At 64.9% G+C, this 14205-nt stretch carries 8 protein-coding genes; all 8 read left to right on the top strand.

What is annotated here, in order from left to right; translation table 11 throughout:
• The 8 genes from AC0V2S_RS13090 to AC0V2S_RS13055 all read left to right on the top strand — a co-directional run bounded on the left by AC0V2S_RS13090 (nt 1) and on the right by AC0V2S_RS13055 (nt 14196).
• Complete coding sequence (locus AC0V2S_RS13090) at nt 1-387, top strand: GPW/gp25 family protein (protein WP_475510120.1); 387 nt, start codon at nt 1-3, stop codon at nt 385-387.
• A gap of 36 nt (nt 388-423) precedes the next feature.
• Complete coding sequence (locus tag AC0V2S_RS13085) at nt 424-2217, top strand: hypothetical protein (RefSeq protein WP_475510119.1); 1794 nt, start codon at nt 424-426, stop codon at nt 2215-2217.
• Nucleotides 2218-2947: 730 nt separating this feature from the next.
• On the top strand, nt 2948-5611 hold the full coding sequence (locus tag AC0V2S_RS13080; RefSeq protein ID WP_475510118.1) for a baseplate J/gp47 family protein: 2664 nt from the start codon (nt 2948-2950) through the stop codon (nt 5609-5611).
• Complete coding sequence (locus AC0V2S_RS13075) at nt 5608-7920, top strand: phage tail protein (protein ID WP_475510117.1); 2313 nt, start codon at nt 5608-5610, stop codon at nt 7918-7920. The genes AC0V2S_RS13080 and AC0V2S_RS13075 overlap by 4 nt, the downstream gene beginning before the upstream one ends.
• 11 nt (nt 7921-7931) lie before the next feature.
• Nucleotides 7932-11309: a hypothetical protein gene (locus AC0V2S_RS13070; RefSeq protein WP_475510116.1), complete on the top strand. Its 3378-nt coding sequence runs from the start codon at nt 7932-7934 to the stop codon at nt 11307-11309.
• Nucleotides 11306-12010, top strand: coding sequence for a hypothetical protein (locus AC0V2S_RS13065; protein ID WP_475510115.1), 705 nt, complete (start codon nt 11306-11308; stop codon nt 12008-12010). Before AC0V2S_RS13070 ends, AC0V2S_RS13065 begins: the two co-directional genes overlap by 4 nt.
• Before the next feature lie 53 nt (nt 12011-12063).
• Nucleotides 12064-12888 carry a hypothetical protein gene (locus AC0V2S_RS13060; protein WP_475510114.1) on the top strand — a complete coding sequence of 275 codons (825 nt, stop codon included), beginning with the start codon at nt 12064-12066 and terminating at the stop codon, nt 12886-12888.
• 504 nt (nt 12889-13392) lie between these two features.
• Nucleotides 13393-14196 (top strand): hypothetical protein, encoded by an 804-nt coding sequence (locus AC0V2S_RS13055; RefSeq protein ID WP_475510113.1) that lies wholly within the window; start codon nt 13393-13395, stop codon nt 14194-14196.
• The last annotated feature ends 9 nt before the right edge of the window (nt 14197-14205 follow it).

Raw genomic sequence — 14205 nt, 5'->3', positions numbered from 1 at the left:
ATGGCACTTTCCAACGGACGACACCTGGCTTTCCCCTTCCATATCGGCGGCGATGGCCGCAGCGCCGCGCCCGCGGATGACGCCGCGCAGGTGCGCGACGAGCTGCTGCAATTGCTGCTCACCAGCCCCGGCGAACGGCTGTTTCTGCCGGAGTTTGGCGGCGGCGTGCGCAAGCTGGTGTTCGAGCCGGCGTCCGAGGCGCTGCGCGGCGTGGTGAAGGCGCGCATTACCAATGGCCTGTCGCGCTGGCTGGGCACGCGGCTGACCGTGGAGCTGATCGACGTCACCTGGGACGACAGCGCCGCCACCCTGGAAGTAACCGTGAAATACCGCCCTGCCGGCAGCCCGGATTCACGGGTCGTGAAGTTTCAACGCAGTTCCAAATAAGTCGCCCGTGAGCGACCAACAAGGACTTGTTAAACCATGCCTGCCATTACCTTTCCCGATCTGGTCGACGACCGCGCCGATGTGCTGCAGAGCCATGGGCTCGATGGGTTGAAGCTGGCCTTGGTCAGCCTTGGGCCAGGGGCCAATCCGGCGTATGCCGATATCGAGCTGAGTTTTTTCAATGGTCTGCACCTGGCGGCGATTCTGGCTGATCTGGGTGCCGACCCGAGCCGCGTGCACCAGGTGTTTCGCCTGCGTGGCGGCAGCCGCTTGGTGGCCGGCAATGCGGCGGGCCAGGTGCAGGTAACCGGCGTGAACGCGGTGGATGCCACGCGTCTGAGCCTGCGCATTGCCCCGGTCGGCGACTACTCCACCTACCGCCTGGAGCTGGTGTGGAACGCCAATCTGATCGACCCATTTTTCAGCAGCATCGGCTTTAAATTCCGTCCCGGCTGCTTTACCAATGACTGCGCGCCGCAACAGCGCGGCCGCCCGGCGCTGCCCAACCCCGGCATCGACTACCTGGCTAAAGACTACGACTCCTTCCGCCACACCCTGATGGTGGCGATGGCCGAGCGCGTGCCGGGTTGGACCAGCACCAGCGAGGCCGACCACGATCAAGTGCTGATCGATTTGTTTGCCGCCGCCGCCGATGAACTCAGCGATTACCAGGACCGGGTGATGGCCGAGGCGTACCTGGGCAGCACGCGCAAACGCGTGTCGCTGGCCCGTCATGCGCGGCTGATGGATTACCACCTGCACCAGGGCAATCAGGCCAGCACCTGGCTGGCGGTGGATGTGGTGGCCGGGCAGGCGCCGTTTACCTTGGCTGATCAGGAACTGGTGGCGCGCACGGGCGACGGTTCGGCGTACTTCGCCAGCCGTCAGCAACGTCTGCCAGCGGCGCAGCGGCAGCGTCTGGACCCGCTGCTTAATCGCCTGCGCCTGTACACCTGGCGCGACGCCCAACCGGCATTGGCTGCGGGCAGCACCAGCGCCGATCTGGTGCCTTTCGATGGCCTGGCCACCCAAGCCGAAGCCGATGCGCTGCGCGACCTGGTGCGCACCGGCCAATGGCGCGAGCTGCTGATCGCCGAGCGCCTTAATCCCCTCACCGGCCAAGCCGCCGGCTACCACCGAGGCAAGCGCCAGTTGCTGCGCTTACTCACCGGCAACGATGCCGCCGACACCCTGTTCGACCCGCTGCTCGGCGTATGGCTGGTGCGGGTGAATTGGCGCAGCGACGATGCCCTGCGGTTCGACTTCAGCTTCAGCACCTTCTGCCCCGGCCCGCCGCCGCAAACGATCACCGATGTATCGGTGTTTTACGGCAACCTGCTGCCGGTGTTTTCCGGGCAGCCGCTGACGGTGCAATTTCATGAGCCGGGCAGTCTGTTGCCTACCGATACGGCCGCCCTCAAGCACCGTTATTTCCAACGCCTGGATCGCAACCAGGACGGCCGCGATTGGGTGCTGGCCGAGCTGCCCGATGACGGCCCGCTCGCCTACCTGCCCACCGCGCAACGCGCCGGGGAAATCCCCCGCAATCAACCCTATGGGTGGAAGTGGAAGCCGAAGGCGGCGCCCAGGAAACCTGGGACGAAGTGGAAAGCCTGGTGCACAGCGATGACTCGGCGGAAAACGGCGACCACTTTATGGTCGAGACCGATGAGCTGCAGCAGAGCCTGCTGCGCTTTGGCAATGGCAGTAACGGCCGCCTGCTGCCGCTCGGCGCCACGGTGCAGGCGCGCTACCAGATTGGCGTTGGCCCGGCCGGCAATATCGGCGCCGATCAGTTGCAGTTTTTCGAACCCCTGCAAGGCGCCTTGAACGGCGCGGTAACGGCCACCACCAATCCCTTCGACGTAAAAGACGGCCGTGGCCCCGAGCCTCCCGAACGGATTCGCCGCAATGCGCCGGAAGCGTTTCGCGCGCGGCAACTGCGCGCTGTCACCCTCGCCGACTACATCAAGCGCGCTGAAGAAGTGCCCGGCGTTTCCCGCGCCGTGGCCCGCTACGCCTGGACCGGCAGCTGGCGCACGGTGCGTATCACCCTCGACCCGGCAGGTTTTACCGCCCTCGGTGATGAGCGCTCGCAAGCCTTGTGGGACGACTTGCTGCCACAGGTTTCCGCGCACCTTGAAGCCGTGCGGCTGATTGGCGAAGACCTGGAAATTCGCCCGCCGCGTTATGTGCCGCTGGAGATCAACGTGGTGGTGTGCGCCGCCGCCGATTACTGGTGCGAAGACCTGCGCTTCGTGCTGGAACAGGAGTTCTCCGAGCACTGGACCAGCGACGGCCGTCCGGGCTTTTTCCACCCCGATCAATGGACCTTCGGCCAGGCCCTGCACCGCAGCCTGATCGAAGGCCGGCTGCTGGCGATTGCCGGCGTCGCCCATGTGGTGAGCATCAGCATGAAGCGCTTTGCCTCGCCACTGCCGGCGCAGCTCGGCGCCGAACAGTTGCCCATGGCCAGCGATGAAGTGCTGGTACTGGCCAACGACCCCGACCATCTGGAGCGCGGCCTGCTGCGCTTTACCGTACAGGGAGGGCGCCGCTGATGGCCTGCAACCCACTGATTACCGACCCCTTCGTGTTTCCGCTGCGCGCCGATAACCGGCCGGGGCTGTCGCGCATTGCCGTACGCATTGGCCGCTATGGCGACTTTGTCGAAGCCATGACCCGTGGCATCGACGCCGCGCCCGAGCTGGCGGCCTGGACCCACCGCGAGGCCGACGACCCCGGAATCGCCCTGCTGCAAGGCGCGGCGATTCTGGGCGATATCCTCAGTTTTTATCAGGAGCACTACGCCAACGAGGCGTACTTGCGCACCGCTTCGTGGCGGGAAAGCGTGGCAGAGTTGGTGCGGTTGACGGGCTATCGCTTGGCACCCGGTATCGGCGGCAGGGCGACTTTGGCGTTCGAGGTGCGCGGCGATAAACCGGTGACCCTGCGCAGTGGTTTTCCGATCAAGGCTGAGCTGACCGGCCAACCGACCCCGGCCGACTTTCAAACCGATGCCGAGCTACAAGCCTGGCCGCACCTGGGCCGTTTTCATCTGTACCGGCCGCGCACCTATGCGCCCACGCTGCCCATCGGCACCACCCGCTTCGAACTGAATACCGTGGACCTTTACAGCGATAGCCAAAGCCTGGCCGCCTTCCCGTTGAAAGCCGGCGACCGCCTGTTGCTGCAAGCGCCGGAACCGAACTGGACCAGTGCCGGCACCACGCTGAGCGCGCAACAAGCCCCGCAGATTATCAAGGTGAAAACCGTCACCGCCCTGCTCGGCCGTGTCGTGGTGGAAACCGATACGCCGTTGCAGCAAGCCTGGAGCCAGCCGCTGGCGGCGTACCGGGTGAATCGTTCGTTCCGCCACTTCGGCCATAACGCGCCGGCCAAAACCGTGAGCAGCAAAAAGAGCGGCAGCGATATCGTCGGCGCCACCGAAAGCAGCACCACGTTTTTCCGCCATCTGTACGCCGGCCATGGCTGCACCAACACCAGCGCCAGCATCACCCTGGACCCGGAACTGTTGCCGTTGGATGCCGAGTTCAGCGACCTGCACGCCGGCATGCGCGTGGTAGTGCAGGCGCGCGTCACCAGTGATAACACCAGCACGGCGGTGCCGCTGAGTGTGGTGCGCCGGGTGGCCAGTGTGCGCAGCGCGAGCCTGGCCTTTGGCAACCTGAATGGCGCCAGCACCTTTCTGACTCTCGACAAGCCGCTGATCCGGCATGCCATGAGCACCCAGCCGGGCAGCGACGTGCGTGACCTGATCGTGCATGAAGTCACCAGCCCGCCGCTGACCCTCAAACCGGTGAACAGCCCCGCCGATGGCAGTTTTGCCAATGGCACCAGTGCGCTGCACTTTTACGGCACGCAAGACCAGGCGCGCGCCTTCGCCGGGCGACGGCTGTATCTGCAAGGCGATGATGGCCGCCAGGTGGAGTTGATCTGCACCAATAGCGTGGCCAGCTTCACCACGTCGCAACCCACCGTGCCGCGCCTGTGGTGGCTGAGCTTCGACCGCCCGCCCACCCCCTTTACTCGCGCCGATTTCGATGAGGTGACGCCACGGGTGACGGTGTTCGGCAACCTGGCCGATGCCTCGCAAGGCAAGAGCGAAACCCAGGTGGTGCTCGGCAATGGCGACCACCGCCAGGCCTGGCAAACCTTCCCCTTGGCCAAGGCGCCGCTGACCTATTTTCTTGCCCCCGCCGCCGTGCCGGCGCAACAGCCGGCGTTGCAGATCTGGGTGCAGGGGCGCCTGTGGCAGCAGGTCGACAGCTTCTTTGGCCATGGCCCGCAGGAGCCGATTTATATCGTGCGCGAAGATGCGCAGGGCAAAAGCTTTGTGCAGTTTGGCGATGGCGAAACTGGCGCGCGGCTGCCCTCTGGGTTGAACAATGTGGTGGCGAATTATCGCAGTGGCAGCGGCGCGTTCGGCCCGTTGAAAGACGGGGCCAGCCCCACCGCCAGCGAGCGGCCGCCGGGCTTCGACAAGCTCGGGCTGGCCGGCATTGTGTCGGGCGGCGCCGCGCCGGAAGCGGCGGAAAAAGCCCGGGTGACCGCGCCCGGCAAAGTGCAGAGCCTGGGCCGGCTGGTGAGTATTCAGGACTATGAAAGCGAGACCCTCGGCATCCCCGGCGTGGTCACCGCCAGCGCCGCCTGGGACCTGCATGCCGGGGTGCCGGCGGTGATTCTGCGGGTGTTGCTGGAGGGCGGGCGCGAGGCGGAATTCACCGCCGTGAAGACCACGCTCAGCCATGCCCAGCGCTGTCGCGGGCCGGACCGTTTTCCGCTGATCGTGGAGCAGGCGCTGTTGCGTTATGTGTTTATCGACCTCAGTTACGCCCGCGTGCCGAGCTACCTGCAAGCCGATGTCGAGGCCGGTATTCGCGCGGCCCTAGGGTTGGTGGCCGATGACGCGCAGGCGCGCAGCGGGCTGTTTGGTCTGCATAAACGTCGGCTTGGGGAACGTGAATACGCCAGCACCGTCGAGGGCGTGGTGCAGAACGTGGCCGGGGTGTTGTGGTGCAAGGTCACCGCCTTTGGCCGCCTGGCCAACAGCGTGCAAAACCCGCTGACCGCCACCCTGCCCTACGCCCCGCGCAGCTATGCCGCCAGCGTGGCGTGCAGCAGCCATGAACTGCTGCAACTGGCCGCACCACACCTGAGCCTGACCGCCCTGGCCGAGCCCAGCGCAGGGGAATGCCCATGACCCGCGTACCTCTGTTCGAACGCCTGCCGGAGATTTACCGCACCCGCGATGCCGAGGTCACGCCGCCTAACCAGCTGCGTGCGTACCTGGGCGCCATCGAAGGGCCGTTTAGTGCGTTGCATGCCGATATCGAGCGGCTTTACGACAACCTGTTTATCGACACCTGCGAAGACTGGGTAATTCCTTATCTCGCCGACCTGCTGGGTACCTCGCACCTGAGCGGCGACCCACGCACGCTGCGCGCCGATGTGGCCGACACCATCGCCCTGCGCCGACGCAAAGGCACCCTCGGCGCCATCGAGCGGCTGGCATTCAACCTCACCGGTTGGGCCTGTCGCAGCGTGGAGTTGCGGGAAAATTTAAGCTGGACCCAGCACCTCAATCACCAACGTCCGGATGCGGGCGGCGCGCCACCGTACGCCAGCCCGAACCGCACGCGCTTCGACATTCCCCATGGCGGCACCGCGCCGATTCGCGACCCCGCGGCGCTGGCATTGCTGGGCACGCCGTTCGACCGATTTGCCTATACAGCCGACTGCAAGATTGCCCAGGACGGCAACCGCCTGATCAACCTGCCCAACCTGGCGATTTTTCTCTGGCGCCTGGCGACCTACCGCCTGCCGCGCGTGCTGCCGTTGTGCAAAGGGGTCACTAATCTCGGCACCTTGCCGGCGGGGTTGGCGCGTCGCGCGCTGCGGTTTGATCTGCATCCGCTGGATATTCCTGTACAGCTGTTCAATACCGGGCGGCCGGGCTTTTTAACCGGCGAGGCGCTGACCCAGGCCGATGCCGTGCCGGGGCCGATGCTCGCGCCGCGCCTGACCACCGGCAGTATCGACGGCCACCCCGAAGCCTACGTGCAGGTGGACTATTACGACGCGACTAGCGATCCACTCAGCGGCTTCGATCTGGCTGACGGGGGCTTGCAGTTTTTTATGCCGCAAGCCTTGCAAGCGCTGTTGCCGGCGGACTGGATATGGCGCTTTCGCGGCGACAATTTATGCGCCTGGGAAAGCGGTTTGCGCCGGCCGTTGCAGTTGGGTGAAATCGTCATCGACCCCGCCATTGGCCGAGTACTGATCGGCCTACAAACCACCGCGCAAGCCAACCAGTTGGTGACCGATAACAGCGGCGAGTTGACCTCGCGGCTGTACACCAGCTTTACCTACGCCGCCGTCGGCCCGGTGGGCGCGCAACCGGTGTCGCGCAGTGTGCCGACCGATCCGCCTGCTGCTGATATCCGTCGCGTCGGCGCCATCGCTGGCGGCCTTACGCTGCAAGCGGCGCTGGCTGATCTGGACAGTGCTACCACGCCGGTCATCATCGAAATCCACGACAGCCTGGTGCATCCGCTGGACCTCACTGCCCTGCCAGGCACCTCGGTGGACGGCACCCGTTCATTGCGCCTCGCACAGTCGCTCACCATTCGCGCCATGGGTGAACACCGGCCCATTGTGCTGCTGACTCAACCGCTGTCGTTGCGCCCGGTGGATGCCGCTGCGGCCACGCCGGAATACCCGCAAGTGCGTTTGCAAGGCTTGTATCTCGCGCCCGCCGCGACCTTCGCCGGCGCGGCCTTGATCGACCGCGTCGCCGTCGCCCGCCTGGAACTGCTCGGCTGCACCCTGGCGCCCGGCGGCCATAGCCTGCGCGACGGCAGCCGCGCCCCGATGCAACCGGCGCTGCGGTTGCTCGACGGTTATGGCTTTGCCAGCGCAGCCGATGTCGACGCTTTTGTGCCGACCCCGGATATCGTCATTCAACGCAGCATGGTCGGCGCCCTGGCGGTGGACAGCCGCTACCGCCTGGACATTCAGGACAGCGTGGTGGACGCCGGCCTCGGCTTCAACGACGCACCGACCGGCCTGCTGGCCATCGGCGCGGCCACCGACCCGAGCACTGCCTGGGGCGCGCCGTTGGACTTCGCCGGCCTTACCTGTTTTGGCGCCGTGCGGGTGGCCGCCGTGGGTGGCAGCGGCGGCATTTTTACCCAGCGTTTCGAGGTGCTGGATAACCAGCGCGGCTGCATCAAGTGGAGCGCGTTTGCTGACACCGCCAACCGCAAACCGCCCAACCATTTCTGCGTGCAAGGCGCACGCATCGTATTTGCCGCCGAGCGTTTCAACGCGCCGGGGTATGCCCAACTGCAACGCGAAACCGACCGCCGCGTCCGAGAACTCGGGCCGGACGACGACGCCATGGGGGCTTTCGGCTTTCTGCTGGAAGCGCACAAGTGGACCAATTTGCACGTGCGGCTCAGGGAGTTCACGCCCGTTGGCGTGCGGCCGTTAGTGGTACCGATCAGCTGACGGAGGGAACCATGCAAGGCGACTTTTCCAAGCTCAATTTCGAGCCCCATGAGCACGAGCGCGGGGTCAGCACGCCTGACCAGGGCCTGCTGCGCAACCTCGCGGGCGTGTTGCACCAACAGGGCCGGGTAACCACCGATGCCGACCTCACCGAAAGCCAACTGCTGGAGCTGGCCTGGGCCGGCCAGGCCGGGCGCGACATTATCGGCGCCGGCGTATGCGCGGTGCCGGCCAGTGAGGCGGAAGGGTTTCGCGTGGAAGCGGCCGCCGCGCTAGACGGCGCCGTGCAGGTGCAATTGCGCCCGGGCCGCGCCTGGGTGGATGGCATTCTCACGCGCCTGGCGGGCGATGCCGATGCGCCACTGGATTTGGTCACCCGCCAAGCAACGTACCTGGGCGCGACCACGCCGAGTGATATCGGCGATGACGTGCGCGACGCGGTGATTCTTGAGGTGTCGCAAGAGGCGCTGCATGGCTTTCAGTATCCCCAGCGCTTGCTGGAACCGGCCCTCGGCGGCCCGGATACCGCCGAGCGTGCCTTCGTCAATTTTCGTCTGCGGCTGTTGCGTTTGGGCGCCGGCGAAGACTGCACCAGCATCCTCGGCAAATTGCGCGACGACCCGGCGAGCAAAGGCCACCTGAGCGTAAGCCTCACCCCGCAAGTGGCCATTGCCGGTGATTGCCCGGTGGTCGGCGGCGGCGGTTACAGCGGTTTTGAACATTGCCTGTACCGCGTCGAAATCGCCGAGGGCAGTACGCCGCGTTTCAAGTGGAGCCAATGGAACGGCGGCCTGGTGGGCCGTGGCCGGTTCGATGCGAGCACCGACCCCGACCGCGTGTACCTGGATGCCGGGCGCGCGGCCATCGTCAATTCCGGGCTCACCGAGTTTTACCTGGAAGCGCTGCAATACAGCGAGGCCAGCGGCAGCTGGGAAGTGGTGTACGGCAGCCGCGCCACCCTGAATACCGACCACGACCTGGAACTGGCCGCACCGGCTACCTTCGGCACTCTGCCCAGCAGCGGCGACTCGGTGTTTATCCGCCTGTGGAATGGCCTGGCGGATATCGCCGCCTTTACCAACGTGGCGAATCCGGTGGAATTGCAGGACGGCATTCATCTGGCCTTCGATGCCGCCACCGCCACCAACTACCGGCCCGGCGATTACTGGACCTTTAGCGTGCGGGCCGGCGAGATCAATAACCCGCAGGTGCTGGTCGACCACGCGCCCCCCAGCGGTATCGTCTACCACCGCGCGCCACTGGCGGAAATCAACTGGACCGGCCGGCGCAACACCGAAATCAGCGGCACCCTCGAAGACTGCCGCAAACGCTTTCGGCCGCTGGTGAACCAGAAGGTCTGCTGCACCTGGCTGGTGGGCAATGGCATCACCAGCTTTGGCGACTTCAACTCCCTGGAAGAAGCGGCCGAGCACTTGCCGGCGTCGGGCGGCGAACTGTGTTTGCTGCCCGGCCTGCACCGCGCCAACCTGGAATTGGAGGGGCGCCACAATGTGAAGATTCATGGCTGCCGGTGGCGCACGCTCGTGTTGCCGCACACCGAAAAACGCGACGAGCCGGTGCTGGTGTTCAGCAACTGCGTGGGCATTGAAGTGTGCGAGCTGGACCTGGTGACCTACGACAGCATCGCCGTGCTGATTCGTGGCGAACGCGAAGGCAGTTGCCGTGATATCAACGTGCATGACTGCCGCATGATCGCCCGGGTAAACACCATTCGCGTCGACCATGCCGCCGCCGTCACCCTCACCAGCAACCGCCTGCACCTGCTCGATACCGTCGATGGCCTGGCGACCATTTCGCTGGCCGCCGACGATGTGCTGCTGGAGCGCAACACCCTGGTGCTGCTGCCCTTTAGCGAACCCAAAGGCGACCAGCCGGACCAGCCCGACGACGACCCCACCCGCGACCCGGCCGACCCCTGCGCCAAACCCGACGTGCTGTACCTGTATCCGCTGTGGGTCATGACCTACGCCTATACCGTGTGGGGCTTTTTGCTGGCGCAGTTGATTCCACAGCAACCCTACCGCGCCTTGGGCGGCATTCATGTACGCGCCGGCAGCGAGCGGGTGCGGATGCTGGAAAACCAGATTGTCGGCGGCGCCGGCAACGGCATCACCCTGGGTGGTGAGCTGGATGGCCAGACCGTGCGCGAGGCCGATCCTGATAAGTCTCCGGTCGCTGTCGCCGTGGCCGCTGAAGGTAGTGGCAGCGACACCGTGGTGGTCACTGGCAGCAAAAAAGAAAAACTGGCCAGCGTGACGGTCGACGACAACGGCCAATTCCTCGCCTTGGTGCAGGACGAAAAAGGCAAAGCCGTGCCGGACCTCGACCTGTATTTGCAAGCCGCGCAGGTGGCCACGGACCGCACCGATGCGCAAGGCATGGCCAGCATCAAAACCGCGCCGGGCACCTACAGCATCGAGGTGGCGCCGCAGTATCAGGTGGTGCAAGTAAGCGAAGCGCGCGACCAGGGCACGCTGGTGAATGCCATCACCGTGACCGCCAACCCGCGCAAGGCCAGCCGGGGCTTTCTGCATGAAATCATCATCGAGGCGAACGACATCTCGCTGATGGGTTTATCGGCCATCGGCTTTGCCGCCCGGCGAGGCGCCTCGCTGCTGGGCGAGACGCGGGAGATACCGGCCAACGACCCCAAAGCCGCGGTTATGGCGTATATCGATGCGCTGTTGCTCAACCTCTCGCTCACCCCGTTATTACGCGCCACCGACCAGGTGCGCGACCTGCTGATTCTCAACAACCGCCTGCACCACAACCTGCAAAACCCGTTCACCGAACAGTTGCTCAAAGAGGCGCAATTTATCGGCCGTGGCGGTATTTCCCTGGCGCTGGTGGAGGCCGCGCGCATCAGCGGCAACCATATTCACGACAACGGCCCGCGCGCCGCCGACCCGGTGTGCGGAGTGTTTGTCGGCTATGGCGACAATATCGAAATCAGCGACAACCGCCTGAGCGCCAACGGCGCCGACACCCTGGACTACGAAGACAAACGCAACGCCGGCCTGCGCGGCGGCCTGTACCTGCGCTTTGCGGCAGCGCTGACCAGCCAGTTGTCCAGCTCCAGCGGGCGCAATGCTGCGCTGCGGGTGCACGACAACCGTATCGAGCAGCCAGTAGGCCGGGCCCTCACCGCCTTTGCCTTTGGCCCGGTGTCGGTGGGCAACAACCACTTCAATAGCGAGCTGACCGGGCTGCACGGGTTTATCGACACGTTTGTCGGCGGTGTATTGCTGGTCAACCTCGGCGGTATTCATCGCCTGCTGGCCCGTGTGCTGGGCAAGTACCTGGACACCCCGCCGCTAACCTCGGGGGCCGGCACCAGCTTCTATGGCGACGGCAAAAACGTTACGTGACCGCCGCCGAACAGGCCCTGCCCGGCGGCGAAACCCTGTTCAACGATAACTACATTCGCCTGGGCCAGAACAACCGCTCGCTGACCTCGCAGGTGCTCGGTTCGCTGGACGACCTGGGCTACTCGGCGAACACCTCGTCGGTGTACCGCAGCGACCCGTTTTTCGCCAATGCCCTGGTACTCGGCGACAGCGTGCGTGCCACCGCCTCACGACTGCGCGAAGACGTGAATCGCACCCTGTCACTGCTCAGCATCGGCATGCGCATGAACATGACCGCGCTGAACCAGGCCGACCATTGCATCGTCACCCTGCCCGAGGTGGAAACCAGCCCGCTGCCGACCATCAACCAGCTCAATCAGGTGCTCGACCGCGAGGTTTGCGAGAAGCTGTTTTCCTCGCCCGCCGCCATCGGCCAGTTTCTGGTGAAGGTGCTGCAAGCCAACGCCGCGCAGCTGGGCGGCAACCTGTCTAGCGATGCCTTTAGCGGTGATCAGCTGGGCGAACTCACCCAGCATTCGGCCGCCGAAGCCGTGGGGCAAATCCACGCCACCCAGGTGCAAACCACCCAGCTCTACCAGATGGAGGCCTACCGCCTGGAGATGAAACACGGCACCGACTACCCCGTGGTGCAGAGCATGAAAAATCAGGCCTATGCCAGTGCGCAGAGCAACCAGTTGCTCGCCACCAGCCAGGAACCCTGACCATCCGCGAGGCACGCAAAACCAGCAACGACGGCGCCTACTTCAGCGGCCGGTTGCTGAACGATCGGCAACAAGGCGTGGGCGGTTACACCATCGATCTGATCGCCAGCAATGGGCGCGTGGTGGAAAACGTTGGGGTCAGTGCGAGCAACGGCAGCTTTAGCGCCAGCTTCAGCAGCGAACAGACCGCCGCGTTGGAAAAGCAGAGCCCGCTGTTTGCCAAGGTGAGCGACGAGAACGGCAAAGTGCTGCTGAAAGACGCCAACCCGCTGCAATTTCGCGCCGGCGCCGAGCTGCATATCACCCTGACGGTGGCCCTGAAGGTGGTGCCCAAATCGGTGGTCAAAGATGGCACGGTGATCTTCGGCACCCGCGACACGTCGCCGCCTCCACCTTCGCCACCACCACCACCACCACCACCACCACCACCACCCACCGAGCCGAGCACGCCGACCGAACCGACGCCACCCAACGTGCCGCCCGTTGAGCCACCGGCACCCACCGAGCCCGAACCCAAAGTACGCACGCCACTGAGCAAGCTCGAACTGGACGAAGCCACGCTGAAACAGCTGGCCCGCCTGAAAGTGATCGACGTTGAAGGCGTACTGGAAACCGACCGCGACCGGTTGGCCAAAGTGCTCGGCAGCGAAGAGAAAGCCCAGGCCCTCTTGGAGCGTGCCAAACGCGTGCTGGACGGCGCCAAACCCAGCGGCAAAACCGCGGCGACGGAGGTGAAGAGCGAGGTGAAGGTCGACAAGGTCGCCATCCCGACGCGTAAAGCCGTGGTGGGCAAGACACCGAAAACCGACATCGCGCTTCCAGCGAAAGACGCCGTGGTCAAACGAACCATCGTGAAAAAAACAACACCGAAGAAATAGCACGCGTTGCGCCTGAGGAACGGGACGCTGGCGGTTGATCAGGCTGTTGATCTTCCGCCTTTGACCTACCCGCCCCTTTAGCGCCAGGCCGAGCGAAGTCGTTGCGTAAGGGGTCGTAGCGGCCGGGAGCCGCGGAGAGGGCTGGGGCCATGGATGGCCCTCAGCCCGGCCCCTGGAGCGGCGACGTAGCGAGGGGAGTTTTCACGCAGTGAAAACCCCAGGTGGGGGCAAGCCTTTTTGGTTTCTTTTTCGGCGACTGGAAAAAGAAACTCGCGCGTAAGGCGCGAAACAAAACGTTCAGCCAACGCGGTAACGAATAAGAAAACCGATCACCAACAATCGCATTGGTGCGCGCAGCACACCCTACAAAAACCTCGCAACGTTAAGACCGCGCGGTAATGAAGAAAACCTCCATATGCCAGAAGACAAGATGTCCATCCCGACGCGCAACGCCGTGGCGGGCAAGACGCTTACAACCAACGCCCAAGCAATAGCGAGCCCCCCATGAGAAGCCTTAGCCGAGGTCAGATCAGCGATGAACAGCGCCGCCAGACGCGTAAGTCAGCCGATATGCCGGGCGCCCAGCAGGCAGCGGTCAGCCCCAAACCGTCGGGCTGCGCCTGTGGCGGCGGCTGCCCGCGCTGTCAGAGCAGCGGTCGCAAGGCGGCGGATGGTGAGCCCGGTGTCGGCTCCTGGCTGAGTGACATTGGCAGCGGCATTGCCGATGCGCTGGTGGGTGTCGGCAACGCCGTGGCAGCAGCCGCGATGCCCACCAAAACCCTGACCATCGACGCGGTAAAACTGCGCGCGGCGTCCCGCGACCCGGCTTCCGACGTCACCTTTGCCAACACCGTGTTCCGGCCGGCCAATGTGCAGTTCAGCCTGGTGAACAACGCCACTGCCAGCACCGCCGACTCCGATAGCTGGCTGGGCGGCGACACCGACCTGCTGACCGGCACCTGCGGCCACGCCACCGCCGAAGAACTGGCCGCCTGGAACGGCGCGGCCACCACCCACAAATTCAGCAGCCGCATGCGCGCCTTCTATGTGAAAAGCATTGCCAGCGGCGCGCGTGGCGACAGCTACTCGCCGGGCTGCGCCAAGAAGGGCAACAGCGCCCCGCTCACCGGGATGATCTCGGTCACCAACAGCGGCGCCAGCCGCACCCTGGCCCATGAGCTCGGGCATATCTTGCTGGATGAAATCGGCCACGCCGCAGCCACCGACAACCTGATGCACCCGACCAATACGTCGACCGGTGAAAACCTGACGGATGCGCAGAAGCTCATCATCTACGCCAATGCCTGAGTGACCCCG

Source organism: Pseudomonas sp. CC11G (genome assembly GCF_056174845.1).
Note: the sequence above shows the minus strand (reverse complement) of the source record. Positions and strands in the feature narration are given on the sequence as shown.